The sequence below is a fragment of the Saccharopolyspora sp. NPDC049357 genome, assembly GCF_040677225.1.
GTDB lineage: Bacteria > Actinomycetota > Actinomycetes > Mycobacteriales > Pseudonocardiaceae > Saccharopolyspora.
In genome coordinates this window covers 1-24,654 of record NZ_JBFAQJ010000061.1, presented here as the reverse complement: position 1 = coordinate 24,654, position 24,654 = coordinate 1, and the positions used below count along the sequence as shown (strand labels likewise).

Below are 24,654 nucleotides of genomic sequence, written 5' to 3'. Positions count from 1 at the left end.
ACACGCTGACGCGGGTCCGGCACCACAGACAGCCGCCGCGTCTCAACATGGAGGGACGAGGTGGACGAGACCCTGGCCCGAGCCGGCATCTTCCAAGGCGTGGAGCCGGCCGCGGCGGAGGCACTGGCACAGTCGCTGGAACCTATCGAGTTCCCGCGCGGACACGTGATTTTCGCCGAGGGCGAGCCGGGTGACCGGCTCTACATCATTCAGTCCGGCAAGGTGAAGCTCGGACGCAAATCCCCGGACGGCAGGGAGAACCTGCTGGCGATCATGGGGCCGTCGGACATGTTCGGCGAGCTGTCCATCTTCGACCCCGGGCCGCGGACTTCGACCGCGACCACGGTCACCGAGGTGCGCGCGTTGAGCATGGACCGCGGCGCTCTGCGGCAGTGGATCGCCACGCGTCCGGAGATCGCCGAGCAGCTGCTGCGCGTGGTGGCTCGCCGCCTGCGCCGCACGAACGGCATGCTCGCCGACCTGATCTTCACCGACGTTCCGGGGCGCGTTGCCAAGGCGCTGCTGCAGCTCGCGCAGCGCTTCGGCAGCCAGGAAGCGGGTCTGCTGCGGGTCACACACGACCTGACGCAGGAAGAGATCGCGCAGTACGTCGGCGCCTCGCGGGAGACCGTGAACAAGGCGCTCGCGGACTTCGCGCACCGCGGCTGGCTGCGCCTTGAGGGCAAGAGCGTGCTGATCCTGGATCCGGAGCGCTTGGCCCGCCGCGCTCGCTGAGCGGCGACGTCACTACATATCGCGAAGCTGACGCGCGTCGGCCGAAGAGTCCGGGGCTCCTTCCCGGGTTCTTCAGCCGACGCGCGTCATTCGCGTGCGCGCGGCCGGTCGGAGCGCGTCCGTGAATTTCACGTTGAGCCTCAGCCGCAACCCGCGTCACCCCCGCCACGTCCAACGGCAGGACGCAGAGGCGAAAGGGGTCTGTGGATGAATTCCGCAATGTTGATCGCGCTGGTGGCAGTCGTCCTGGCGATCGCGTTCCTGGTGACGGTGCGGACGGCGATGAGCAGGTCCAACCGGATCGACGGCCGTCGCCGCAAGCGGGCCGACGGATCGTTCTTGGGCTCCAGCGCGAGCAGCGGCAGCCACCACGGCGGCTTGGGCAGCTTCGACGGCGGTGGCTCCGGGGGCGACGGCGGGGGCGGGGGCGGCTTCGGAGGGGGCGACGGTGGAGGCGGCGGAGGCGGCTGCTGACCGGCTCCCCACGAACAAGCATGTGAAGGGGCTGGGCGCCACCCCCGACGTGGCGCTCCAGCCCCTTCACATTCGCGTGGTTCGTCCCCCGACGACTAACCACGCTTCCCCGGTCCTCCGATGCTTCGGCCCCGAATCCTCGGCACCGGAGGGGTCTGTGTGGAGTTGTCTCCCCTTCGAAGATGCTGGAAGCCCGTGCTGTCCAGCAACCCCCTTTCACCAACCAAGACGTGCGTCCCGAGGGGACGGTTGCACACATCACCCGTTCTGAGTAATGAACGTCACTCAACCAGCCCCCAGCAGGTGAAAAACAGGTTGGTACCGGCGTACCACAATCTGCATACTGGTACGCGTGTCCACATCCACGTCGCTGGCCGACTACCGCGCCGCCCTGACCACACCCGGAGCCCGCACCCCCGTCGTGACCTCACTGCTGGGCCGGCTGCCGATCGCGATGATCGGCATGGCCCTGCTGCTCTACATGCAGCGGGAGAGCTCGTCGTTCGCGATCGCGGGCGCGGTCTCGGCCGCCGAGCTGATCGGCGTGGCGATGGGCTCGGTCGTGCAGGGCAGGATCGTCGACCGGATCGGCCCGTCGAAGCCGCTGTACATCACCTCAGCGCTGTTCACGGCCTCCGTGGTGGCGACGCTGGCCGCGATCGAGCTGGACGCCTCGACACCGCTGGTGGTGGCGGGCGCGTTCGCGATGGGCCTGCTGCAGCCCAACATCGGTTCGGCTTCGCGCGCACTGTGGGGACACCTGCTGCCCGCGGGCCGCGTCCGCGAGGCGGCGTTCTCCTACGAGGCGATCAGCCTCGAGGTCTTCTTCATCCTCGGGCCGGGCCTGGCGGGCCTGCTGGTGGCGATGCCGTGGGCGGGCACCGGCGTCGTGGTCGGCTCGGCCTGCATGGTGCTGGGCAGCGTCGGCTTCGCCTCGACGCGCGCGGCCCGCACGCAGCGGCCGGACCCGAGCGAGCACGCGGGCGCCATGCTGGGCGCGATCGCGGCTCCGGGGATGCGCACGGTCGCGCTGGCCGCGCTGGGCTTCGGCGTGGTGATCGGCTTCATCGAGGTCGCGGTACCGGCCGCCGCCGTCGAGGCGGGTCAGCCCACGATGGGCGGGCTGCTGATGAGCCTGGCCTCGGTCAGTTCGGTCGCGGTCGGCGTGGTCTACGGCGTGCACCCCTGGCCGCGTCCGATGCACCTGCGGCTGCCCGCGCTGCTGCTGGGCTTCGCGGGCCTGGTCGCGCTGCTCGCGCTCCCGACGACGCTGCTGGGCCTGGCGCTGATGCTGCTGGTCGCGGGCTGCCTGATCACCCCGCAGTCGACGGCCCACTCGGTCGCGGTCGAGTTCGCGGCCCCGCCCGGCACCGCAGCGGAGGCGTTCGGCTGGGTGGTCACGTCGGTGACGCTGGGCTCGGCCATCGGCCAGTCCATCAGCGGTCAGCTCGTCGAACTCGCCGGGCCCCCGACGGCGTTCCTGGTCGCCGGAGCAGCGGGAGCCGCCCTCGCCGCGGTCCTCTACCTCCGCCGCAACACCCTCCTCCCCACCCGCACCAACCTCACCCTCGCCAGCAGCTGAGGCGGGTTCGACAAGCAGCGCAGATACCCCCTCATGCCCGAGCAGGTGTGAGTCCAAATGGGTGGCCTCGTTCCGATTACACAATCAGCGGTGACGCGGATGAATACCGTCAGAAGACCATGAAACGGTGCTGCGGCGCCTGGCCGACGGCACGGTGTTGTCACATCCGAACGCCCTGGGGGAGGAGGACGGTCGTCCACGACCGACCGCCGGTGCTTGAAGCTGCACATTGGCCAGCGCACACTCTGCTGGGCTCGCTCGATCAACGTGGCCGCTCCCTGTTGAGCGAGCTCGGTGCACCAAGGAGGTACCAGCCGGGCGAGAAAATTCTGGCGCAAGGCGACTACCCGTCCCATGTCGTCCTGCTGCTCAGCGGAGTCGCCAAAGTGACCGTTCGGGACGCGGACGGCGACCTGACTCTGCTGGCGTTGCGGTTCGGCGGCGACCTTCTCGGTGAAATGGGCGTGCTCGAAGACCGGCTTCGGTATGCGGATGTCACGGCGTTCAACCATGTTCGCGCGAGATGGATCGAGGCCGGCCTCTTCGCCAACCTGCTGCGCGAGCACTCGTCAGTGACGTTGAAGCTGCTGCAGGTACTCGGGCACCGGCTCCGATGGGCCGACGAACGCCGCCTCGACTTCTCGAACCACGACGCGAAAACGCGCGTAGCTCGGGTCCTGGAGCAGATCGCGGAGTCCTACGGCGATCTCCGCGAACTCGACCGGTACGAGATACCGCTCGGGCAGGAAGAACTCGCACAACTCGCCGGAGCCGGGAAGCGAGTTACCCAGGACGCGCTCAAGGAGCTCGATCGGATCGGGGCGATCGACCAAGGCTACCGAAAGGTAACCATCACAAACCGCCCTGAGTTACAGAGAGTTGCAAAAAAGGAGAGCTGAAGCCGCACTAATGCGCCTTCTTCATCCCTATGTCGTAGCAACATCTCCTTTACGTAGCTGACTGTGTCGCCCGGCTACGTGAAAGGGGCTTTTGAGTGATGACGGAACTAGTTCGCCGCCGACTCTGCCTAGCCGTGGACGCCGAGAAGTACGGCAGCCAGGATGACCAACGGCAGCATGCCATCCAGAAGGGCCTGCATGCCGTTCTCGACTTCGCAGCGCAGCGCTGCGGACTTGACCGCAGCCGTTGGGATCGGCAGCCGCAGGGCGACGGAGAGTTCGCCGTCCTGCCCGATGACCAGCCCGAAACCGTAGTCGTCGACGACTTCGTCCGCGAATTGGCGCGTGCGCTCACTCGCCACAACAAGGACCTCAAACCCGAAGCTCGGCTTCGGCTGCGGTTGGCCATCCATGTGGGCGTTGCGATCCCGGACTGCAACGGCTACTCCGGCCAAGGCGCTGTGGTCGTGCACCGGATCCGCGACTGCGAGCCGCTGCGCCGAGCTCTGACCGACATCACCGACACCGATCTGGTCGTCGCCTTGTCCGACCGCATCTATCAGGACATCGTTCAGCACGGTCACACCGCGCTCGTGCCGGAGGACATGCAGCCGATCGTGCTGCAGGAGAAAGAGTTCAACGAGCACGCCTGGCTCTACGTGCCGATCACGCGTGCGATTCCCTCGACCACCGCCGCACCCACGTCTTGTCCCCAAACCTTCGTCGTCAACAGGTTTTGTGCCCCTGTCCACGCAAACTTCGCCAACTTCGGCGTACTGCGCTAGAGCCGAGGAGCCTGGATGTCATCTGGAGAGCCCCGGCCGCCCCAACGCGAATCCGAGACCGACACCCACGCGTATGCACCCACGAACCCGCAAGCCATCGCTGTGAACATCTTCTGCAACGCGGTTAACGCAGCGAGTTCGACCTTCGGCATCAAGGGGCGGCTGGACCGCCCAGACGAGCCCGGAACTCAGTGGCCCCTCGATGGACCACCAGGAAATTTCAATGACTGGCAGCGGGAATTCGCCCGCCTCACCCAACAGCTGGGTGAGGCTGTCAACGCTATAGCTCGCTTCCTCGCCAAATCCAACGATGACGACCAGAGCCCTCAAGACTGACATGGTGACCGAGGACGCCTGGAAGGCGTTGCAGCAGGTCAACGAGTGGATCAAGGTCGCCGACGCGAAGGCCGCCGCCACCACTACAGGGGCAGGGGTGTTAGGCGGGCTGTTGTTGCGCGGCTTTCCGCCGCCTGCGAACTGGCCCGAAGACCCGTGGCGAGCCGGGTTTGCGGTGACCAGTCTCGCGCTGGTCGGTACAAGCGCCCTGCTCGCGTTGCACGCCTTCCTTCCTCGCTTACGAGCTGCTCGGGGACATGGTCCCTCTATCTACTTCCGACACATTGCCGATCGATACCCCAGCCCACGAACGTTTCGCAAGGCAATTCAAGGAGCACTGAATCGGGAAGGTCGACTGCAGAGGCTGATCCTCGAACAGCTCTGGGAGAACAGCCGCATCGCCGAACGAAAGCTGCGGACGGTGCGCTGGGCGATACATCTCCTCAGCTGCGCATTGCCGAGTTCGGCGTTGACCGCCCTGCTCATCTGAACAATTGCGTGGTGTCGGTGTCTCCCGTCAGAGGTCGTCGTGGTCGTGGAGGTAGTTGAGTTGGGCTTGGACCGTGAGGTCTGCTGCCGGCCAGACCGCGGGGTCGACGTCGGCGTAGACGAGTTCGACCACCTGGCGCGGGGTGGCTCCCGGGCCGAGGTCGCCGAGGGCCTGGCGGACCTGGGCGAGGCGTTGCCTGCGGTGGTCGAGGTAGTGCTCGGCCACCGCGCGGGCGTCGTCGAGTTCCGGGCCGTGGCCCGGCAACGCGCGGACGCCCGGTGGCAGGGACGCGATCTTGCGCAGCGAATCGAGGTAGGAGCCCAGGTGACCGTCGGGGTGGGCGACGACCGTGGTGCCTCGGCCGAGGATGCTGTCGCCGGTGAACACCGCCGGTTCGTCGTGCTCGGCGACGAAGCAGACCGAGTCCGCCGTGTGGCCCGCCGTGGTCAGCACCCGCAGTTGCAGGCCTGCCGCGTCGATCGGTTCCCCGTCGGCGATCGGCTCGGCACCGTGGCACAGCTTCGGGTCGAGCGCGCGCACGGGAGCCCCGGTGCGCTGCACGAACTCCGCCACACCGGCGGTGTGGTCCTCGTGGTGGTGGGTGAGCAGCACCAGTGACACCGGCCCGTGGTCGGCGACCCGGCTCAGGTGCTCGGCGTCGTCCGGGCCCGGGTCGATGACCACGCACTCGCCCGAGTCCGGGTCGCGCAGCACCCACGTGTTCGTGCCGTCGAGCGTCATCGGGTTCGGGTTCTCTGCCAGCAGCACCGACGCGTACGAGGTGACCGGGCGGAGCTCGCCGTAGGCGGGGTGCTGCATCAGGCCTCCTCGAATCCGGGCTCGCCGGGCAGCACCGCGTGCCAGCGACCGTTCCGCTCGATCAGCTTCGGCATGATCTTGGTCAGCGTCCGCTCGGCGTTCAGCGCGGACGCGAGGTCGTCGGCCTCGGTGAGCTCGGTGAGCGTGACCTCGGTCGGCGGGAGCAGGTGGCAGCGGCCCTCGCGGAAGTCGGTCAGCGCCTGCTGCGGCGTCGCCCAGTACGCCTCGGCCGCCTCGGTGGTGATGGCGTCCGCGCGCTGGCCTGCCGGGATCGCGGCCAGGAAGAACCTGGTGTCGTAGCGGCGCGGCTCCTGCTCGGGCGTCAGCCAGTTGGCCCACGGGCGCAGCAGGTCGGCGCGCAGCACCAGACCTTCCGCGGCGAGGAAGGCGGCGAGCGAAACCTCCCTGGTCACCAGGGCTTGGCGCGCCGCGGAATAGCCACCGGTGTCCTCGACGACCGTCGACGCATCGGGCCCGGCCAGCAGCACGCCCGACTCCTCGAACGTCTCGCGAACCGCCGCGCACACCAGCGCGCGGGCCACCTCCGGCGTGCAGCCGAAGCGCTGCGCCCACCACTCGGGTTCCGGTCCGCTCCAGGCGACCGAGGTGTCCGCGTCGCGCTGGTCGACACCGCCGCCGGGGAACACCGTCATCCCGCCCGCGAAGGCCATGCCCTTCACCCTGCGCTGCAGGAACACCTCGGGCCCCGAGGGGCCGTCGCGCAGCAGCACCACGGTTGCCGCGTCCTTGGGGCGCACGGGCTTGTCCGGCCGGTCCTCGGGCGCGAATCCCGTTGGCAGCGAACGATCCATGCCCGCCACCCTATGTCGGCGACCGGCGGTCGAACACCGTCTGAAGGATCAGCGCTGCTGCTGCGAGGTGTACACCTGCTGGTTCGCCGAGATCGGCGGGAACCCACCGGTGCCGCCGGGCATGGTGGAGGTCCGGCCGTCCTCGGCCTTGGGCTGGCGCTTCGCCGGCCCGTCCTGCTCGCGGTGCGCGAGCTCCTCGTGCAGCTTGCGCAGCAGGTTGCGCTCCCGATCGGTCAACTTGGCGTCGACCGCGGCGGGGACGCGCATCATCACACCCGTCTGCTCGGCCGCTGTCTCGGGGTGTGCGTCCTCGGGTGGCTCACCGGGAAACTCGTGCTGCGGCTCGGCCACAGCGTGCGACACCCCCTCCGGCCGAGGTTCTTCCACCGGGGCCGGCTGCGCGGGCGGTGGAGCCGGGGGCTCTTCTGCTTGTCTGCGCTCGACGACCTGCTCCGGGCGTGGCACCACCGGGGGCGCCGCCCTTTCCGCGGGCGCTACCTCTAACCGCACCCGCCGGGCCGTCGACAGCGCGTCGCGGTGGTATTCGGGCAGGTCGGCGCCGGTGGCGAAGACGTCGACCGCGTAGCGCAGACCGGCCCGGCGCAGGGCCGAGACGAGCTGGAAGGCGACAGCGGGCCCGGAACCGTCGGGGCCGACCTCGGCCAGCAGCACGCCCTGCGGCACCGCGCCGTAGCTGGTGCCCGCGGGCGTGGTCCGGTTGGTGATCCACATGCCGCGCAGTCCCGCGAGACGTCCGCCGATCTGCTTGAGAGCCAGTTCGAGATCGGTGTCGTCGGTGTGGGGAGCGCTGAACTTGTGGTTCTCCGGCAGCAGCGACTCGACCACCTTGAGCCGGTCGGCGAGCTGGCGGTTGGACCGCGTCTCGTCGAGCACCCGGCGCAGGTGGTACTGCTCCGCGGCGGTCACCTCGATCTGCCCGGCGAGCAAGCACCCGGCGAGGTACTCCGCACCGGCATCGGGCAAGCCCATGCCGAGCAGCTCGCGAGCGCCGTCGACGCCGTCGTCATCGACGCGCCCGGTCATGGCCAGCAAGAGGCTGTGCAGCCGGTCGACCGGCCCGGCGGCCTCTGCAACGTCCACCACGAATGCCTCCTTTAGCTGCCGACCGCTCAGCCGCGGCGACCGGCGAATTCTTCAGCTCCCACGCACACCAGCGCCGATTCTTCGATCGCCATCCGGTGGTACGGGGTGGGTTCCAGGTCCTTGGGCACGACCTCGACGCAGGGCGTGGAGTCGCCGAGCGCCCGCAGCACCCGCTGGATCTCCCCGGCGAGCTCGACGCAGTCGTCCGAGGCGGACACCAGCACGACGAGCTTCGGGGCGTCCGAGTCGCGGCGCCGCCAGGTGCTGCGCACCTCGCGCACACCGGCGCGACCGCGCAGCGTCGCGCCGAGCACCAGCACCGCCGAGTCGCCGACGTTCTCGGTCGGACGTTCGGTGGTGAACGAGTAGTGCGGCGTGGTGTCCACGACCGCGGGCAGGATCGCGTTGACCATCGCCGGGTCGGCGCCCAGCGGCAGCAGCGCGTCCGAGAGCAGCCGGTGATCGTCGTCGTCGAGCGCGATGCGCTCGCGGACCAGCGTGCCCGGCAGAAGCCTCGCCACGACCTCGGCGGCTCCCCCGGCCAGCCAGTCGCGGTATCGCCACAGGTGCCGGTCGGGCAACCTGCCGGCCAACCGAAGCAACAGTTCGTGGCACAGCAGATCGGTTTCACGCACTGCCACGGCGCCCCTCCATGCCTAGTACTCCGGTTCCGGGTCCAGCCGCCGCTCCCCCGAACGCAGCTGCACCCTTCCAGGTGAACTTTGGTGCTACTGATCGGGTCGGACAATCACCTGAACGACCCAAACGCAACGCGTTGGAATCAACATCCCCCATCTGGGCTACACCGGATCTGGCGAACGAAGATCGAGGATGGTCGCAGCGTACTTGTCGTAGTCGCCCGCCGGAGCCCCGCCACCGAAAAAATCACGTCTCCGCTACCGGCGAACACGACGCGCTCACCGAACGAAAACGCGGCGTCACCCCGCGTAGGGCGACGCCGCGCATCAGGTCCGAAATGCCGACTTCACTCGACCTCGACGACCAACTCGACCTCAACCGGCACGCCGAGCGGCAGCTCCGCGACACCCACGGCCGAGCGAGCGTGCTGCCCCGCCTCGCCGAAGACCTCGCCCAGCAGCTCCGAAGCACCGTTGACCACACCCGGCTGCCCCGTGAAGCCCTCAGCGGACGCCACGAAACCGACGACCTTGACCACCCGGACGATCGAGTCCAGGCCGACCAGCGAATCGACCGCGGCCAGCGCGTTCAGCGCGCAGATCCGGGCGTACTGCTGCGCTTCCTCGGTGCTGACCTCAGCGCCCACCTTGCCCAGGCCCGCCGGCGAACCGGCCACCATCGGGACCTGGCCCGCGGTGAACACGAGCGAACCCGTCCGCACCGCAGGCACGTAAGCGGCCACGGGCTTGACCACCTCGGGCAGCGGAATGCCCAGCTCCGCCAGGCGATCCGTCCACCGACCCATGTCAGGCCTCCTTCGGCCGCTTCATGTAAGCCACCATCTGCTCACCGGTCGGACCCGGCAGCACGGCGACGAGCTCCCAGCCGTCCTCGCCCCACTGGTCGAGGATTTGCTTGGTCGCGTGACTCAACAACGGAACGGTGGCGTACTCCCACTTCTGCATGGGGTGGAGCCTAATTCCTGTGGTGGTGGTCGTCTTGGGTGGCAGTCGTGTCGGCCTGGTCGGTGGGTTGGGTCGTAGTGACAAGGCTCTGTGGTCGTCCTGCTCTGCGGTGCGGGAAGCGGAACCTGAGCGGCGCTGTGGACTCCGCGCGCCACGACTGATGTATGTCCAAGTACACGGCGTCGAGGCGTGCTCGCCACAGCACCGCTCAGAACCCGCGGCGGTGCCGGTTGCTCGGGTGGGGCACTGAGAAACCGGCTTCGCCGGTTGCCTGACGTGTGGGGGATGGACGACGGCAATCACAAGTGCGGAGACATTTCCGGAAACGGGGACTTACGCTGATCTCGTGACCTCATGGGACGGGGAGCTGAACCAGGCGCGGTTGCACGTGGTCAGCGGTAAAGGCGGGACCGGGAAGACCACGGTCGCCGCCGCGCTCGCGCTGGCGCTGGCCACCGGCGGCAAGAAGGTGCTGCTCATCGAGGTCGAGGGGCGGCAGGGCATCGCGCAGCTCTTCGACAGCGCGCCGTTGCCCTACTCCGAGGAGTGGATCGCCGCGGCTCCCGGTGGAGGCGAGCTGCGGGCGCTGGCCATCGACGCCGAGCCCGCGCTGCTGGAGTACCTGTCGATGTTCTACAACCTCGGGTTCGCCGGCCGGACGCTGCGCAGGATGGGCGCCATCGAGTTCGCCACCACGCTCGCGCCCGGCCTCCGGGACGTGCTGTTCACCGGCAAGATCAAGGAATGCGTCGGCCGCACCGACGAACGCGGCCGCTACGTCTACGACGCGGTCGTCGTGGACGCCCCGCCGACCGGCCGGGTGGTGAAGTTCCTCGACGTCACCCGCGCCATGGCCGACCTCGCCAAGGTCGGACCCATCCGCGACCACAGCGACGGCGTGGTGCGCCTGGTCCACTCCAGCAACACCGCGGTCCACGTCGTCACGCTGCTCGAAGAGCTCCCGGTGCGCGAAACCCTCGAAGCCGTCGAGGAGCTCGACGCCGCCGACCTGCGGCCCGGAGCGGTCGTGCTCAACCGGGTCCGCCCCGGCAGGCTGCCCGCGCGATCGGTGCCGGCCGCCGCCGACGGCCGCGTCGACGCCGACCGGGTGCGCGCCGGACTCGAATCCGCCGGGCTGAAGGTCGACGACGACACCCTCGACGGGCTCGTCCACGAGACCATCGAGCACGCCATCCGGCACCGGGCCGAGGACGCCGCGCGCGACCAGCTCGCCGCCACCGACCTGCCCACCGTCTCGCTGCCGGACCTCACCGCGGGGATCGACGTCGCCGAGCTCTACGAGCTCGCCGAGATATTCACCGAACACGGCATCCGGAGCCACCGATGAGCCAACCGCTGCGGCCGGCCCAGGTCGACGTCGACGCGCTGCTGGACGACCCGGACACCCACGTCGTCGTCTGCTGCGGCTCCGGCGGGGTCGGCAAGACCACCACGGCGGCGGCGCTGGCGTTGCGGGCAGCCGAGCGCGGGCGCAAGACGGTCGTGCTCACCATCGACCCCGCCCGGCGGCTCGCCCAAGCTCTGGGCCTGCGGGAACTCGGCAACACGCCCAAGCAGGTGTCGCTGGAGGGCTTCGAGCCCGCGGGCGACCTGAACGCGATGATGCTGGACATGCGCCGCACCTTCGACGACATGGTGCAGATGCACGCCGGGCCCGAACGGGCCGAGCAGATCCTGAACAACCCCTTCTACCAGACCATTTCGACCTCGTTCTCCGGAACGCAGGAGTACATGGCGATGGAGAAGCTCGGGCAGCTCGCCGCCTCAGGCGAATGGGACCTGATCGTCGTCGACACCCCGCCCAGCCGCTCCGCGCTGGACTTCCTGGACGCGCCGCAGCGGCTGTCGACCGTGCTGGACGGGCGGCTCATCAAGATGCTGTCCAGTCCCGCGCGCGCGGGCGGGCGCGGGTTGCGCAAGATCGTCGGAGCTTCGTTCGGCATGTTCGCCAAGGCCGTGTCGACGATCATCGGCGGGCAGCTGCTCAACGACGCCGCGAACTTCGTGCAGGCCTTCGACTCGACCTTCGGCGGGTTCCGGCAGCGCGCCGAGCAGACCTACCGGCTGCTGCGCTCGCCGGGAACGGCGTTCCTGGTGGTCGCCGCGCCGGAGCCGGACGCGCTGCGGGAGGCGTCCTACTTCGTGGAGCGGCTGGCCGGGGAGTCGATGCCGCTGGTCGGACTGGTCGCCAACCGGACGCACCCGGTGGTCGCCGAGCTGGCTGGCAACCGCGCCGCGGCGGTGGCCGACGAGATCGAGGCCGCCGGTTCGGCTCCGCTGGCGGCGGCGGTGCTGCGGGTCCACGCGGACCGGGTGGCGATCGCCGACCGGGAGAAGCGGATGCTCGCACGGTTCACCCGAGCGCACCCGGAGGTGTCACTCGTCGGTGTCCCGGCCTTGCCGTCCGATGTGCACGATCTGGCCGGTCTGCGGGAGATCGGCCGACGGCTCGCCGGGGAATAATCCAAAAATCAGGCCGGGCATTAACGTTTTCAACGTTCACGCCCGGCCTGATCATTTCTCGGGGATCAGCTCACCTGAAACTCGGCGATATCGGAGTAATCCTGACGCGCCGCCTCAAGCAATTCGCGCCAGTTACGAACATCCGGACGACGGCGCAGCAGCGCCCGGCGTTCGCGTTCGGTCATTCCACCCCACACACCGAATTCGATCTTGTTGTCTAGCGCCTCGCTGAGGCACTCCGTCCGCACTGGGCAGCCAAAACAAACCATTCGCGCTTTGCGCTGCTCAGCCCCGCGGACGAACAATTGATCCGGGTTCTGGTCTCGACATGCGGCGTTAACCCGCCAGTCCCCCTGCTCAAACATAGAGTTCCCCCAGCTCCTCACTGGATCGTCGGCGACTGTATTTCGTCCGGAGCCCCCCGGCACCGGATGCCGCGGTTCGGAAGTCGGGAGCCGAACCGCAACAGTGCTGTCGCTGGACGTAGACGGACTGTAGAGCCCAGCGGTTCCACAACCAACCGACGGTTGTCGTCCCGTTATCTTTCACACTCACTACATCGGTTGGAGTTGGGGCGTGACACTCCGTCACACCGCGTGTGCGATTTAGGCTGGCTGCGTGCGTGCCCGAGACGGCTTGTTGAAGCTTTTCGGTCTGTGTGTGCTGGCTGGCGTGTTGGTTGCGGGGTTGCTCTTCCCGGCTGCGGGGTCACTCGGAGTGGTCTCCAACCGTGCCGGAGACGCCGTAAACAGCATTTCCACGGACATGATGACCAAGGAACCGCCGCTTGTGACGACGATCACAGACAAGGATCGGAGGCCGATCGCCTACCTGTTCAACCAAGATCGGACACCGGCCGCTCCGGACCAGATCGCCGACACCATGAAGGCGGCGATCGTGGCCATCGAGGACCGGCGGTTCTTCGACCACCAGGGCGTGGACTGGGCCGGAACCATGCGCGCCGCCGTGACCAACCAGATGTCCGGCGACATCGCGCAGGGCGGTTCCACCCTCACCCAGCAGTACGTGAAGAACTACCTGGTGCACGTGGTCGCCGCCGACGACCCGGTCAAGCAGGCCAAGGCGATCGAGCAGACCCCGGGCCGCAAGCTGCGGGAGATCCGCATCGCGCTGCAGGTGGACAAGCAGGTCGGCAAGGAGCAGATCCTCGCCCGCTACCTCAACGTCGTCCCCTACGGCAATCAGGCCTACGGCATCTCCGCCGCCGCGCGCACCTACTTCGGCACCACGCCGGACAAGCTGACCATCGCTCAAGCGGCGCTGCTCGCGGGCATGGTCAACAGCCCCAGCAAGCTGAACCCGGAGAGCAACCCCGATGAGGCGCTCAACCGGCGCAACCTGGTGATCAAGGCGATGGAGGACCAGCGTCGGATCACCCCGGAAGCAGCCAACGAGGCCCGCAACGCACCGCTCGGCCTGGTCACACCGCTGCAGAACATCCCCAACGGCTGCGTCGGAGCCGGCCCGTCCGACGGGTTCTTCTGCCGCTACGTCATCGACTACCTGGAGCGCGCCGGGTTCACCGAGGAGCAGCTCAAGACCGGCGGGTACACGATCCACACGTCGATGGACAAGCGCGCCACCGACGCCGCCAAGGCCGCCGCCGAGCGCGGCGTGCCGAAGGAGACCAAGGGCATCGCGAACGTGATGAGCGTCGTCGAGCCCGGCAAGGAAAAGCACAAGGTGCGCGCGCTGGTCGCCAACCGCGACTTCGGCATCGACGCGTCGAAGGGCCAGACCTCCTACGCGCTGCCCAGCGGTGTGGCGAAGTTCGGAGCCGGGTCGATCTACAAGGTGTTCACCGCAGCGGCGGCGCTGGAGAAGGGGATGGGGATCTACAACACCATCCAGTCGCCCGGGTCCTACACCTCGCAGGTCTACAAGAACGGCACCCGGCCCTACACGGTCGGCAACGCCGAAGGCGTGGCGCCGGGACCGCGCACGCTGCAGATGGCGCTGGCGACCTCGCCGAACACCGCGTTCGTCGCGTTGCAGGAGCGGGTCGGGCTGGCTCCCACGGTGGACATGGCGACCCGGCTGGGCATGCGCCAGACGCTGCTGCACAACACCTCGGCGGGCAACCCGGTCACGCCCAACGGCTCCGGTGGCCCGTCCCAGGCCGAGGACGTCAAGCAGAAGAACATCGGCGCGTTCACGCTCGGGTTCGCCCCGGCGAGTCCGCTGGAGCTGAGCAACGTCGGCGCGACGATCATGAGCGGCGGCACCTGGTGCCCGCCGACGCCGATCGAGCAGATCCAGGACCGCAACGGCAACCCGGTGTCGATCACCGAGGACCCGTGCGAGCAGGCCGTCGACGAGAAGATGGCCAACGCGCTGGCCATCGGCATGAGCAAGGACGACACCGGCGGCGGCACGGCCGCCGCAGCGGCCAGCGGCGCGGGCTGGAGCCGTCCAGTGGCGTCCAAGACCGGTACCACCGAGGCCCACCAGTCGGCCGGGTTCCTCGGAGCGACACCGCAGTACGCCGGTTCGGTGCTGACCTTCAGCGACGGCACTTCGCCGCAGGGCATCTGCGACAGCGATCCGCCTCGGCTCTGCGGTGCCAACGGCGGCAACATCTACGGCGGCAAGGTTCCCGCGCGGACCTGGTTCGACGCGATGAATGTGGTGCACGAGGGACTGCCGGTGGCTCCGCTGCCGCCGACGACCGACCGCTACGAGAACGGCGGCGACGAGTTCCACGTGCCCAACGTGGTCGGCCTGACCAACGAGCGCGCCAAGGAGACCCTGGAGAAGGCCGGTTACAAGGTCTCGGAGCGCTCGGTGAACAGCCCGCGCAAGAAGGGCACGGTGACCAGTCAGACGCCGCGCGGCTTCGCGCTGCCGGGCGAGATGGTGACGCTGTCGGTGAGCACCGGTTACGTGCCGCCGCCGTCGACGGACCGGCCGGCGCCGCCGGAGGCCCCGCCGCCTCCGGCCGCAGGTCAGCCACCGGCACCACCGGCGCTCCCGCCGGACAGCCCACCGGGTTCACCGCCGGGCCGGTGACCGGGCGAATCGGGTTTTCGTAAACTCGCCTGCGTGACGAGAGCGCAGGCGAGCACCCGACGTGCCCGGTCCCGCTACCGCCTGGTGGAGGTGCGGTCGACCGAGCGGATCACGCCGCGCGTGGTGCGGCTGGTCCTCGGCGGGGACGAGCTGGCCGACTTCGTCAGCAACGGCAGCGACCAGCGGATCAAGCTCTGCCTGCCGCAACCGGGCAAGCCGATGCCGCTGGGCCGCACCCGCGAGGAGGTCTTCGCCCTCCCCCGCGACGAGCAGCCCCGGCAGCGCACCTACACGGTCCGCAGCTTCGACGCCGAGCGCCGGGAGCTGGCGATCGACTTCGTGGTCCACGACCACGACGGGCCGGGCAGCAAGTGGGCGTCGGAGGCCGAACCGGGCGACCAGATCGTCACGGTCGGCCCCAGCCCGGCCTACCAGCCGAATCCCGCCGCGGATCCGCTGGTGCTGATCGGCGACGAGACGGCGCTTCCGGCGATCGCCGCGATCCTCGAAGAGCTGCCTGCCGGGGCGCGAGCCCGTGTCTTCGCCGAGGTCGCCGACGAATCCGAGGAGCAGCGGATCGACTCGGCGGCCGAGGTCACCTGGCGCTGGCTCCACCGCGACGGCATCCCGGCGGGCCAGGGCGACCTGCTCCTCGACGCCGTCCGCGACACCGACCTGGGCCCGGACCCCTACGTGTGGGTCGGCGCGGAGGCCGAGGCGGTCCACCGGCTGCGCGACCACTGCCAGCACGAGCTCGGCCTGGACCGCCGCCACCTCTACGCCCTCGCCTACTGGCGCCAGAACACCTCCGACGACTGAACCGGAGGCTCAGCCCTGGAGCTGGGCCTTGACGATCCCGGCGACCTTGCCGCCCTCGGCGCGGCCCGCGGCCTTGGCGTTGGCGGCCTTCATGACCTGGCCCATCTGCTTCATGCCCGGACGCTCGCCCAACTCGGCCTCGACCTCGGCGATGGCCTCGGTGACCAATGAGGACAGCTCGTCGTCGGAGAGCTGCTGGGGCAGGTAGCGGCGCAGGATCTCGGCCTCGGAGGCTTCGGAGTCGGCCTGCTCGTCACGACCGGCCGAGCGGAAGGCCTCCGACGCCTCGTCGCGCTTCTTGGCCTCCTTGGACAGCACCTTGAGCACCTCGTCGTCGGAGAGCTCCCGCTGCTGCTTGCCGGACACCTCCTCCTTGCCCACGGCGGCCAGCGCCATGCGCAGGACTCCGGTGACGGCGGTGTCGCGTTGCTTCATCGCGGCGGACAGGTCCGCGCGCAGCTTTTCCTTGAGCTCTGCCATGCGCCGATTATCGCGCCAGGCACGCGGGCGGCGGGCCGCCGACCCCTGTCGAGACGTAGGCTTGGGAGGGTGAACAAGTTCGGGCGGATTCTGCTCAGCGCGGGCGCGGTCGGCGCCGCGACGCTCACCTACTCGGCGGCAATCGAACGGCGGCACTGGACGTTGCGCCAGGCCACGGTTCCGGTCCTTGCCGAGGGCACACCCCCGCTGCGGGTGCTGCACATCTCTGACCTGCACATGATGCCGAACCAGCGGTCGAAGCAGCGGTGGGTCGCCGAGCTCGCCGACCTCGACCCCGACTTCGTGGTCAACACCGGCGACAACCTGGCGCATCCGCAGGCGGTCCCGGCGGCGCTGCGCGCGATGGGGCCACTGCTGTCCAAGCCCGGGGTGTTCATCTTCGGCAGCAACGACTACTACGGCCCGAAGCCGAAGAACCCGGCCCGCTACCTGCTCCCGTCGGCGAAGACCAAGCGCATCCACGGCGAGCCGCTGCCGTGGCGGGACCTGCGCGCAGCGATGACCGAGCACGGCTGGCTCGACGCCACCCACCGCCGCCACGACATCGACGTCAACGGCACGAAGATCCACGTCGCCGGCCTGGACGACCCGCACCTGCACCTGGATCGCTACGAGGAGATCGCGGGCCGGCCCCCGGCGGACGCGGGACTCAAGCTCGGCATCACCCACTCGCCCGAGCCCCGGGTGCTGGACAGCTTCGCCGAGGACGGCTACGACCTGGTGATGGCCGGGCACACCCACGGCGGCCAGCTGCGCGTGCCGGGCTACGGCGCCCTGACGACCAACTGCGACATCGACCGCACCCGCGCCCGCGGCGCCTCCACCTGGGGCGAGCGGATGCACCTGCACGTCTCGGCCGGCCTGGGCACCTCGCCGTACGCCCCGGTCCGCTTCGCGTGCCCGCCGGAAGCGACGCTGCTGACCTTGCTGCCTCGAACCGAAAACCCGGCCATGACCAGGGAGAACGCCGAAAGCAGGACCCCTTACGGAGCGGGAGAGAGCATCCGCTAAGCTATATCCAGCGCTGAGGCGAGCACCCGAGATGCCTCAGAGCTGGATATCGGGGTGTGGCGCAGCTTGGGAGCGCGCTTCGTTCGGGTCGAAGAGGTCGTGGGTTCAAATCCCGCCACCCCGACGAGAAGGGCCTGGTCAGAGTTTCTGACCAGGCCCTTTTTCTACGCCCAGATCGGCCGCTGACAGGGCGAAGGTCTTGGAATCGCGCTTCTTCGCGCCACAACTTCACGTCAAGGCCTGTGCAGCCTTCGCTGCGCGGAATTGGGTTGGGCCGCTGCTTCCTGCCGGTATCGGGTGGGCGTGGTTCCGAACCGCTTGCGGAAGTGCCGATTCATGTGGCTTTGATCCGCGAACCCGCACACCCTGGCGATCTCCGCGAACGTCGTCCCGCTTCCCCGCATGAGCTCCTGCGCGCGTTCCAAGCGTTCCTGGAACACGAACCTGTGCGGTGTCGTGCCGGTGGCGTTGCGGAAGCGGCGGGCGAAGTGGAACTTGCTCAGCGCCAGCACTCCTGCCAGGTCCTGCAAGGAAAGGTCTTCGTTCAGGTGCTCGCGGATGTACTCGCGCACGAGGCGCAGCTGCTGGAAGGTGAGGCGGTCGCCCGCTCCGGCCTCCCGGAACTGGATGTGCGCGTAGCTGCGCAGGAGTTGCACCGCGAGCTGACACGACAGCGAGTCGATCATCAACTGGCTCCCGACCGCACCGGAAGCCGCCTCACGAGCCGCGAGCAGCGCCGTCCGGTGGATGCCCGGGTCGCTCGCCTGCAACACGTCCCGGACCTCGACGTCGTACAGGTCCCGGTCGTACATCTGCCGGCACGTCTCCACGACTTCCTGCTCGGTGAGGAACACGAGCAGGACGTCGAGGTCCTCCGACCACACCCACCTCGAATCGGCAGCTCGGGTCAGCAGTGAGACGTCCCCCGGCCCGACGTCGGCGCTGGACCAACGCCCCTCGACCCGGCGACGCATGTCGGTGTGCCCTTCGCGGTAGGCCACGATCACGAAGTCCCGCACTGCGGGGACTTCGACGTCGGAGCCGTTGTACCGGTAGCCGCGCACGGAAAGGCCCGACCACCCCTTCTCCGGGTTGCGGACCGTCAGCTGACCCGGGACCCAGTTCGGGACTTCATCCGGTGTGATCAGATTTGACATCGCATTACTCCATACGGACCAATACATCAGGCTAGTCCGCCGCAGGACTGCTTGTCAGCCTCGTTCTCCGCGGCTCAGCTGCGAAGAAGTTGACGTGGGAGCAATCGATCGCTGATCGGTCCTGGCGACCTCCCGGACGCTGCCAAACAGAGCAAGACCGTCCTAGACAAGGCGCACGTGCGTTCTATTCGCGACACGCGAGTCGAGGCATCGTCCAGTGCAGAACGACGGTTCGCACAGTTGAGCGCACTGATCGGTGCGTGGAGGAGGAGGGAGGTAATCGTGTCCGGTTCCAACGCCACCAAGGCGACGGGTCCGCGCTTCCATGCACTCCCCGGCGGACGAAGCCCGATCAACCCCTTCAGAGCAGGATCCGGTCCTCGGTCCTCGCCCGAGGGCCCCCACCACAGGGCGAGCGGCCGCGATCCGCTGACCGGTCTGCCGGACGGCATCGCGGCCCGCGACCTTCTCACGGACCTGTTGAAGGACGCGGGCTCCCGGATCGTCGCCGTCCTCTGCTGCGACATCAACCGCTTCTCCAGGGTCAACCACGCGCTGGGGCACGAAGCCGGGGACGAGCTGATCGTGACCTTGACCCGGCAGTTGCAGAGCAGTGCACCCGCGAGCTGCACCGTGGCTCGGCTCTCGGGCGACAAGTGCCTCGTCGTCTGCCCTGATGTGGCGGCGGTCGGGGACTTGGAGGCATTGACCACTCACGTGTCACACCTGCTGCGCAGCACTGTCCGCGTGCAGGGCGGGCTCGATGTCCGCATCACCGCCTCGATCGGGGCTGCGGCGAGCGACCGCTCGCCTCCTGGCTCCAACGGCGACGATCTCCTGCGTTTCGCGGACGCAGCGCTGTTCGAGGCCAAGCGAAGCGGTCCCGGGCAGATCTGCCTGGCCGATGAGTCCTTGATGAACGACGCCAACACGCACCTGCATCGCGAAGCCGAGCTGCGGGACGCCCTCCGCAACGACGAACTGTCGTTGCGCTACCAGCCCATCTTCGACAGCGCCGACACCGTCCAGTTCGCCGAAGCGCTCGTCCGCTGGCACCACCTGGGTCGCGAACTGGCCCCGGGCGAGTTCCTCCCCACCGCGAAGAAGGGGGATCTGCTGCACGACCTGGACCGCTGGGTTATCCGCACCGCCGTGCGCGAGGCGGCGACCTGGCCCGAGTCGGTCTCGGTCACGGTCAACCTCGCGGCTCTGCGCCCAGATCAACCGGATTTCGCGGACGAGGTCACCGAGATCATCGAGGACAGCGGGATCCGGCCGGATCGACTCGTGCTCGAACTCGTCGAGACCACGTGCACCGATCTGTCGCCGCGCACCCAACGCGCGATGCGCGAGCTGACAGAGCGGGGCGTCCGGTTCGCCATGGACGACTTCGGCGTTGGCTATTCCTCGTTGATCGGCTTCAAGACCCTGCCGGTCAGCCTGATCAAAATCGACCGGAGGTTCGTGTCCGGCATCAACACCGATCCCTCGGACCACGCGATCGCACGCGCCGTCCTGGACATGAGCCACTCCACAGGACGCCTCTGCATCGCGGAGGGCGTTGAGACCCCGGCTCAGTTCCGCGCATTGCACGACCTCGGTGTGGACGCGTACCAAGGCTGGCTCTTCGCACCAGCGCTCACCCCACCAGACCTGCGAACGCTCCTGCGGCACAACTCCCTCCCCCGTCTCTAACCGGAGCCCCTGGTGCGGACAGTCGCCGAGATGCCGCAGAGCTGGAGGTCGGGGTGTCGCCGTGCTTGATCCGGGTGGTGTTGCGGCCGGTCGCGATCACGCGGGAGCAGCACCTCGCCGTCACCGAGCGGCGACCGGTCGTGCGCGAGGCGGGTTGGTGGTTGCGGGGTGACAATCGCTGGATGCGGTGGCGTGCGTTGGTCGGGAGTGGGGTTGCGGTCGCGGCGACTGCGGTCGTCGGGGCGAGTGCGGTGGACGCTGATGGGGTGTGGTTCCGCGAGTTGCGCAAGCCCCGGTGGCAGCCGCCTCCGCAGGTGTTCGGGCCGGTGTGGACCGCGCTGTACGCCGACATCGCCGTGTCCTCGGCGGTCGCGCTGTCCAAGCTCCCCCGGCGTTCTGGTTTCGCGCCTGCCCTGACCGCGAACCTGCTGCTCAACGCCGGGTGGACCTGGGTTTTCTGGGGCGCGCGGCGTCCCTCGTGGGCGGCGGTGGAGGCCGCCGCGCTCACCGCGAGCTCGGTCGACCTGCTCGCGCGGGCGGCGCGGGCCGATGCGCGAGCCGGGGCCGCCCTGGCGCCTTACGTGGCGTGGTGCGCCTTCGCCACCGCGCTGTCGACGGCGATCGCCCGCCGCAACCCCTGAGCCGTTGCGATGGCCGATTCCCGCCGGATCCGGGTGCCTCCGGCGACGACGATCGGGGCATGGACCTTCGAGTGCTGCCGATCGCAGAGGGAGTTCTGGCGGAGCTGCGAACCGTCGACGACGCGGGACGCGGGATCGAGCCGTTCGTCGATGAGATCGGAGGGGCACCGCTGCGGTGCTGCCTGCGGCGGGTGGCGAGGTGCGGCGGTGATCAGGCCACGTCCCGGTCTCCGAGGCGGACGAGGACGACTCCGGTGATGATCAGCAGGCCGCCGACGATCACCGCCGGGCCCGGCTGCTGGTCGAGGAGCAGCCAGGCGAACAGGGCGCTGGCGACGACCTCGATGAGGGCGACGAAGGAGGCCAGGCGGGACCCGAGACGCCGCGTGGCCGCCGTGCCCGTCGTGTAGGCGATGGCGGCGGCGATCACGCCGAGCGCCACGAGCGGTGCCCACCAGGGGGTCTCGCCGATCGCGTAGACGGCCGAGTCGAAATTCGCGTGCATGGGGAGGATTCCGATCGCACCCAGCACCCCGAGGATGACCGCCGAGAGGACCAGGCCCGCGCCTGCGAGGGTGATCGGCGGGAGGACGCCGTCGGTCTCGCCCGAGATCAGGAAGTACGCGGCGTTGCCGATCATCGCCGCGAACGCCCACGCCGCGCCCGTCCACGCGATGTCCGCGCCCGAGGCCAGGTCCAGCGCGAACACGAGTCCGGCGATGGCCGAGCACGCCCCCAGGACCGTCAGCGGTCGCGGCCGCTGCCCTCGTCGCAGCCACAACCAGCCCACGATCGCCACCGGTGCCGTGAACTCGATGAGCAGCGCGGGAGCCACGTCCATCGTGCTCACCGCGGAGAAGTAGCAGAACTGCGTGCCCGCCATGCCGAGCGCGCCGTAGATCAGCACCGGGCGGAGCTGCGCGCGCAGCAGCCACCACCTGCCGCGCAGCGCGATCAGCGCGAACGGGGCCAGCGCCAGCGCGCCGACGCTCAGCCGCACCAGCACCACCGCGCCCGGGCTCCACCCGGCTTCGAGCAGACCGCGCGCCAACGCACCCGCCATGCCGAACGAGGCCGCCGAGAGCAGTGCGAGCAGCAGCCCGCTGCCGAGCCTCGAAGTAGCGCGCACACCAGCGATGTCATCTGCTAACCGTGTCATGACAAATGACGCTATGGACGAGGGTGTAATATGTCAACATGATTTTTGGCCATGACACGGAAGCGGCGCTGCAGGCTGCGGTCGCACTGGTCAACAGCGCGGAGGACCCCGACTCGCTGACCACCGTGCAGGCCGTCGACGCCTGGTTCGCCGAGCACCGCTACACCGGGCGCCACGACCGCGACGAGACCGAGCTCAACGAGCTCCGCGCGCTGCGACCCGTCCTGCGCGACCTGCTCACCACCGACCGCGACCGGGCGGCGGAGCTGGTCAACGCCATGCTCGCCGAAGCCGGGGCACTCCCCCAGCTCGTGCGGCACGGCGGCGAGGACTGGCACCTGCACGCGATCGACACCGACGCCCCGCTGGCCCGCCGGGTGATCGTGGAGGTCGCGATGGCGATGGTCGACGTCGTGCGGCTCGACGAGATGTCCCGGCTGTCGCTGTGCGCCGACGAGAACTGCCAGGGCGTGGTCATCGACCTCACCCGCAACCGCTCCCGCCGCTTCTGCACCACCGCCTGCGCCAACCGCAACGCCGTCGCCGCCTACCGGGCCCGCAGCAAGAAGCGCTGAGACCGGGTGCGCGCACCCGGCGAGCCGATCGGGCAGTATCGGGGACGTGAGCACCTATCCCGAGGCGAAGATCCCCAGCGCGCTGTTCGACGATCCGGAACGCGAGACCCGGTGGCGGACGCGGTTCACCGCCCCGCGCGTGTCCCTGCCCGACTGGGCCCGGGACGCGCCGCAGCGCAGCCTGTACGTGTCGAACTTCAGCGGCACCTGGGAGATCTACGCCTGGGACCGCGACTCCGACGATCACCGGCAGGTCACCGATCGTCCACAAGGGACTTTCCACGGGACGCTGTCGGTCGACGGCCGCGAGATCTGGTGGTTCGACGACACCGACGGCGACGAGTTCGGCAGCTGGAAGGTCCAGCCGTTCAAGGCCGGTGACCCCGAGCCCGCCGTTCCCGGAACCCACCCCGGCTACCCGGCCGGGCTGGAGCTGGGCAGCTCGGTGACCGGGCTCGGCATGTCCACCGACGACGGCGTCACCGTGTGGGTGGTGCGCGACGGCGGTGCGCCCGAGGTGCTCTACGAGCACGAGCAGGACGGCGGGCTGTCGGCGATGTCCTGGGACGAGACCATGCTCGTCATCTCGCACTCCGAGCACGGCGACTCCCGGCACCCCGCGCTGCGGGTGCTGCGCACCGACGGATCCGAGGTCGCCGAGAAGTGGGACGGACCCGGCAAGTCGCTGGACGCGCTGGAGTTCGCGCCGGTCACCGGCGACCCGAGGCTGCTGGTGCTGCACGAGCGCCGCGGCAAGGAAGAGCTGCTGATCTGGGACGTCGTCACCGACACCGAGACCGAGATCGAACTGGGCCTGCCCGGCGAGGTCTCCGCCGACTGGTACCCCGACGGCGAAGCGCTGCTGATCGCGCACACCCAGCACGCGCGCACCACCATGCACCGCTACGACCTGGACTCCGGTGAGCTCACCGAGCTCGCCACTCCCCCCGGCACCGTCGCGGGCGCTTCGGTGCGGCCGGACCACGCCGTGGAGTACGTGTGGTCGTCGGCGGCGACCCCGTCGCTGGTGCGCACGGTGTCGGCCACCGGCGACGACCGGGTGCTGCTGACCCCGCCCGGCGAACGGCCGCCGGGCACGGCACCCGTGACCGACGTGTTCGTCGAGGTCCCCCACGGCCCGAACGACGCGGTGCACGCGCTGGTCGCACGGCCCGAGGGCGCCGAGGCCGGCCGCATCCCGACGGTGTTCAGCCTGCACGGCGGCCCGCACGCGGCCGACGAGGACCGGTTCTCCGCCTACCGCGCGGCCTGGCTGGACGCCGGGTTCGCCGTCGTGGAGATCAACTACCGGGGTTCCACCGGCTACGGCTCGGCCTGGCGGGACGCCATCGAGGGCAGGCCGGGCACGACCGAGCTCGAAGACGTGGCGCTGGTGCACGACTGGGCGATCAAGTCCGGGCTGACCACCCCGGCCCTGAGCGTCGTCGCGGGCGCGTCGTGGGGCGGCTACCTGACGCTGCTCGCCCTGGGCACGCAGCCGGAGCGCTGGGCGGGCGGTGTCGCCGGAGTGCCGGTGGCCGACTACGTCTCGGCGTTCGCCGACGAGATGGAGCCGCTGCGCGCCTACGACCGCGCCCTGTTCGGCGGTTCCCCGGAGGAGATCCCGGAGGTCTACGAGACGGCCTCGCCGATCACCTACATCGACCAGGTGCGCGCGCCGGTCCTGGTCCTGGCCGGGGACAACGACCCGCGCTGCCCGATCCAGCAGATCCTCAACTACCTGGACCGGCTGGGCGAGCGGGAGATCCCGTTCGAGTTCTACCGCTACGACGCCGGCCACGGCTCGCTGGTCGTCGCCGAGACGTTGCGCCAGGTCGCGACCGAGATCCACTTCGCCCAGCGGGCGGTCGGCCTCGCCTGAGGGCCGAGACCGTTCGAATTTCGCGCGAAATTCGAGTGCCCGAGTTCGGACTCGAATTTC

Annotated in this window: 26 protein-coding genes and 1 tRNA gene; 17 read left to right on the top strand and 10 right to left on the bottom strand. The window is 69.2% G+C overall.

The annotated features are described in order from the left end of the window. Positions 1–60: 60 nt before the first annotated feature. The 7 genes from AB0J91_RS31205 (at position 61) to AB0J91_RS31175 (ending at position 5,301) form a co-directional block, all read left to right on the top strand. Positions 61–735 (top strand): Crp/Fnr family transcriptional regulator, encoded by a 675-nt coding sequence (locus AB0J91_RS31205; RefSeq protein WP_093422841.1) that lies wholly within the window; start codon positions 61–63, stop codon positions 733–735. A gap of 207 nt (positions 736–942) precedes the next feature. Continuing rightward, entirely contained in the window at positions 943–1,209 is a 267-nt protein-coding gene (locus AB0J91_RS31200; protein WP_363876151.1) for a hypothetical protein, read from the top strand. Positions 1,210–1,561: 352 nt separating this feature from the next. Beyond that, positions 1,562–2,791: an MFS transporter gene (locus AB0J91_RS31195; protein ID WP_363876148.1), complete on the top strand. Its 1,230-nt coding sequence runs from the start codon at positions 1,562–1,564 to the stop codon at positions 2,789–2,791. A gap of 281 nt (positions 2,792–3,072) precedes the next feature. Continuing rightward, a complete protein-coding gene (locus AB0J91_RS31190; protein WP_363876145.1) occupies positions 3,073–3,690 on the top strand; it encodes a Crp/Fnr family transcriptional regulator in 618 nt (205 codons plus the stop codon). Between the two features lie 134 nt (positions 3,691–3,824). Further along, positions 3,825–4,475: a hypothetical protein gene (locus AB0J91_RS31185; RefSeq protein ID WP_363876142.1), complete on the top strand. Its 651-nt coding sequence runs from the start codon at positions 3,825–3,827 to the stop codon at positions 4,473–4,475. Between the two features lie 15 nt (positions 4,476–4,490). Beyond that, positions 4,491–4,811, top strand: coding sequence for a hypothetical protein (locus AB0J91_RS31180; RefSeq protein WP_363876139.1), 321 nt, complete (start codon positions 4,491–4,493; stop codon positions 4,809–4,811). Between the two features lie 4 nt (positions 4,812–4,815). Further along, complete coding sequence (locus tag AB0J91_RS31175; RefSeq protein ID WP_363876136.1) at positions 4,816–5,301, top strand: Pycsar system effector family protein; 486 nt, start codon at positions 4,816–4,818, stop codon at positions 5,299–5,301. 27 nt (positions 5,302–5,328) lie between these two features. Here the strand turns inward: AB0J91_RS31175 and AB0J91_RS31170 are convergent, their stop codons facing one another. From AB0J91_RS31170 to AB0J91_RS31145, 6 genes are all read right to left on the bottom strand, one after another. Further along, entirely contained in the window at positions 5,329–6,120 is a 792-nt protein-coding gene (locus tag AB0J91_RS31170) for an MBL fold metallo-hydrolase (protein ID WP_363876133.1), read from the bottom strand. Next, a complete protein-coding gene (locus AB0J91_RS31165) occupies positions 6,120–6,932 on the bottom strand; it encodes an NUDIX hydrolase (protein WP_363876130.1) in 813 nt (270 codons plus the stop codon). Before AB0J91_RS31165 ends, AB0J91_RS31170 begins: the two co-directional genes overlap by 1 nt. Before the next feature lie 48 nt (positions 6,933–6,980). Further along, positions 6,981–8,036 carry a hypothetical protein gene (locus tag AB0J91_RS31160; protein ID WP_363795283.1) on the bottom strand — a complete coding sequence of 352 codons (1,056 nt, stop codon included), beginning with the start codon at positions 8,034–8,036 and terminating at the stop codon, positions 6,981–6,983. Between the two features lie 26 nt (positions 8,037–8,062). After that, a complete protein-coding gene (locus AB0J91_RS31155; RefSeq protein WP_363795281.1) occupies positions 8,063–8,677 on the bottom strand; it encodes a hypothetical protein in 615 nt (204 codons plus the stop codon). A 344-nt stretch (positions 8,678–9,021) separates the two neighbouring features. After that, a complete protein-coding gene (locus tag AB0J91_RS31150; protein WP_363795279.1) occupies positions 9,022–9,480 on the bottom strand; it encodes a RidA family protein in 459 nt (152 codons plus the stop codon). A 1-nt stretch (position 9,481) separates the two neighbouring features. Continuing rightward, positions 9,482–9,640, bottom strand: a complete 159-nt coding sequence (locus AB0J91_RS31145; RefSeq protein ID WP_179717060.1) for a DUF4177 domain-containing protein — start codon at positions 9,638–9,640, stop codon at positions 9,482–9,484. 346 nt (positions 9,641–9,986) lie between these two features. On the opposite strand from AB0J91_RS31145, the gene AB0J91_RS31140 reads away from it, so the two are divergent. Both AB0J91_RS31140 and AB0J91_RS31135 read left to right on the top strand, forming a co-directional pair. After that, the gene (locus AB0J91_RS31140; RefSeq protein ID WP_363876127.1) at positions 9,987–10,988 is read left to right on the top strand and encodes an ArsA-related P-loop ATPase; all 1,002 of its coding nucleotides are present in this window, start codon (positions 9,987–9,989) and stop codon (positions 10,986–10,988) included. Beyond that, entirely contained in the window at positions 10,985–12,124 is a 1,140-nt protein-coding gene (locus tag AB0J91_RS31135; protein ID WP_363876124.1) for an ArsA-related P-loop ATPase, read from the top strand. The genes AB0J91_RS31140 and AB0J91_RS31135 overlap by 4 nt, the downstream gene beginning before the upstream one ends. Before the next feature lie 65 nt (positions 12,125–12,189). Here AB0J91_RS31135 and AB0J91_RS31130 read toward each other — a convergent pair whose 3' ends face one another. Next, positions 12,190–12,489 (bottom strand): WhiB family transcriptional regulator, encoded by a 300-nt coding sequence (locus AB0J91_RS31130; RefSeq protein WP_132678156.1) that lies wholly within the window; start codon positions 12,487–12,489, stop codon positions 12,190–12,192. A gap of 253 nt (positions 12,490–12,742) precedes the next feature. Between AB0J91_RS31130 and AB0J91_RS31125 the strand changes: the two genes are divergently transcribed. Together AB0J91_RS31125 and AB0J91_RS31120 are read left to right on the top strand one after the other, a co-directional pair. Then, entirely contained in the window at positions 12,743–15,154 is a 2,412-nt protein-coding gene (locus AB0J91_RS31125; protein ID WP_363876121.1) for a transglycosylase domain-containing protein, read from the top strand. A 33-nt stretch (positions 15,155–15,187) separates the two neighbouring features. After that, positions 15,188–15,973, top strand: coding sequence for a siderophore-interacting protein (locus AB0J91_RS31120; protein ID WP_363876118.1), 786 nt, complete (start codon positions 15,188–15,190; stop codon positions 15,971–15,973). Between the two features lie 9 nt (positions 15,974–15,982). Here the strand turns inward: AB0J91_RS31120 and AB0J91_RS31115 are convergent, their stop codons facing one another. Further along, a complete protein-coding gene (locus tag AB0J91_RS31115) occupies positions 15,983–16,453 on the bottom strand; it encodes a GatB/YqeY domain-containing protein (RefSeq protein ID WP_363876116.1) in 471 nt (156 codons plus the stop codon). 69 nt (positions 16,454–16,522) lie between these two features. Here AB0J91_RS31115 and AB0J91_RS31110 point away from each other — a divergent pair, with 69 nt between their 5' ends. Next, positions 16,523–17,485: a metallophosphoesterase gene (locus AB0J91_RS31110; protein ID WP_363795265.1), complete on the top strand. Its 963-nt coding sequence runs from the start codon at positions 16,523–16,525 to the stop codon at positions 17,483–17,485. Positions 17,486–17,535: 50 nt separating this feature from the next. Next, positions 17,536–17,609: transfer RNA gene (locus tag AB0J91_RS31105), tRNA-Pro, on the top strand. Positions 17,610–17,718: 109 nt separating this feature from the next. On the opposite strand, the gene AB0J91_RS31100 is transcribed toward AB0J91_RS31105, so the two are convergent. Continuing rightward, positions 17,719–18,642, bottom strand: coding sequence for an AraC family transcriptional regulator (locus AB0J91_RS31100; RefSeq protein WP_363876113.1), 924 nt, complete (start codon positions 18,640–18,642; stop codon positions 17,719–17,721). Positions 18,643–18,924: 282 nt separating this feature from the next. Here AB0J91_RS31100 and AB0J91_RS31095 point away from each other — a divergent pair, with 282 nt between their 5' ends. Both AB0J91_RS31095 and AB0J91_RS31090 read left to right on the top strand, forming a co-directional pair. Further along, positions 18,925–20,337 carry a bifunctional diguanylate cyclase/phosphodiesterase gene (locus AB0J91_RS31095; protein ID WP_363876110.1) on the top strand — a complete coding sequence of 471 codons (1,413 nt, stop codon included), beginning with the start codon at positions 18,925–18,927 and terminating at the stop codon, positions 20,335–20,337. A gap of 182 nt (positions 20,338–20,519) precedes the next feature. After that, a complete protein-coding gene (locus AB0J91_RS31090) occupies positions 20,520–20,978 on the top strand; it encodes a TspO/MBR family protein (RefSeq protein ID WP_363876164.1) in 459 nt (152 codons plus the stop codon). Positions 20,979–21,189: 211 nt separating this feature from the next. Here the strand turns inward: AB0J91_RS31090 and AB0J91_RS31085 are convergent, their stop codons facing one another. Next, on the bottom strand, positions 21,190–22,137 hold the full coding sequence (locus tag AB0J91_RS31085) for an EamA family transporter (RefSeq protein ID WP_363876107.1): 948 nt from the start codon (positions 22,135–22,137) through the stop codon (positions 21,190–21,192). Positions 22,138–22,175: 38 nt separating this feature from the next. Here AB0J91_RS31085 and AB0J91_RS31080 point away from each other — a divergent pair, with 38 nt between their 5' ends. Both AB0J91_RS31080 and AB0J91_RS31075 read left to right on the top strand, forming a co-directional pair. Beyond that, positions 22,176–22,712, top strand: a complete 537-nt coding sequence (locus tag AB0J91_RS31080; RefSeq protein WP_363876104.1) for a CGNR zinc finger domain-containing protein — start codon at positions 22,176–22,178, stop codon at positions 22,710–22,712. A 46-nt stretch (positions 22,713–22,758) separates the two neighbouring features. Further along, the gene (locus AB0J91_RS31075) at positions 22,759–24,594 is read left to right on the top strand and encodes a prolyl oligopeptidase family serine peptidase (protein ID WP_363876101.1); all 1,836 of its coding nucleotides are present in this window, start codon (positions 22,759–22,761) and stop codon (positions 24,592–24,594) included. The last annotated feature ends 60 nt before the right edge of the window (positions 24,595–24,654 follow it).

What these genes read in the sequence shown, in the direction of transcription:
- AB0J91_RS31200 (WP_363876151.1), top strand. Translation starts at nt 943, where the DNA reads ATGAATTCCGCAATGTTGATCGCGCTGGTGGCAGTCGTCCTGGCGATC.
- AB0J91_RS31180 (WP_363876139.1), top strand. Translation starts at nt 4,491, where the DNA reads ATGTCATCTGGAGAGCCCCGGCCGCCCCAACGCGAATCCGAGACCGAC.
- AB0J91_RS31170 (WP_363876133.1), bottom strand. Translation starts at nt 6,120, where the DNA reads ATGCAGCACCCCGCCTACGGCGAGCTCCGCCCGGTCACCTCGTACGCG.
- AB0J91_RS31165 (WP_363876130.1), bottom strand. Translation starts at nt 6,932, where the DNA reads ATGGATCGTTCGCTGCCAACGGGATTCGCGCCCGAGGACCGGCCGGAC.
- AB0J91_RS31150 (WP_363795279.1), bottom strand. Translation starts at nt 9,480, where the DNA reads ATGGGTCGGTGGACGGATCGCCTGGCGGAGCTGGGCATTCCGCTGCCC.
- AB0J91_RS31145 (WP_179717060.1), bottom strand. Translation starts at nt 9,640, where the DNA reads ATGCAGAAGTGGGAGTACGCCACCGTTCCGTTGTTGAGTCACGCGACC.
- AB0J91_RS31135 (WP_363876124.1), top strand. Translation starts at nt 10,985, where the DNA reads ATGAGCCAACCGCTGCGGCCGGCCCAGGTCGACGTCGACGCGCTGCTG.
- AB0J91_RS31130 (WP_132678156.1), bottom strand. Translation starts at nt 12,489, where the DNA reads ATGTTTGAGCAGGGGGACTGGCGGGTTAACGCCGCATGTCGAGACCAG.
- AB0J91_RS31115 (WP_363876116.1), bottom strand. Translation starts at nt 16,453, where the DNA reads ATGGCAGAGCTCAAGGAAAAGCTGCGCGCGGACCTGTCCGCCGCGATG.
- AB0J91_RS31100 (WP_363876113.1), bottom strand. Translation starts at nt 18,642, where the DNA reads ATGTCAAATCTGATCACACCGGATGAAGTCCCGAACTGGGTCCCGGGT.
- AB0J91_RS31090 (WP_363876164.1), top strand. Translation starts at nt 20,520, where the DNA reads ATGCGGTGGCGTGCGTTGGTCGGGAGTGGGGTTGCGGTCGCGGCGACT.
- AB0J91_RS31085 (WP_363876107.1), bottom strand. Translation starts at nt 22,137, where the DNA reads ATGACACGGTTAGCAGATGACATCGCTGGTGTGCGCGCTACTTCGAGG.
- AB0J91_RS31080 (WP_363876104.1), top strand. Translation starts at nt 22,176, where the DNA reads ATGATTTTTGGCCATGACACGGAAGCGGCGCTGCAGGCTGCGGTCGCA.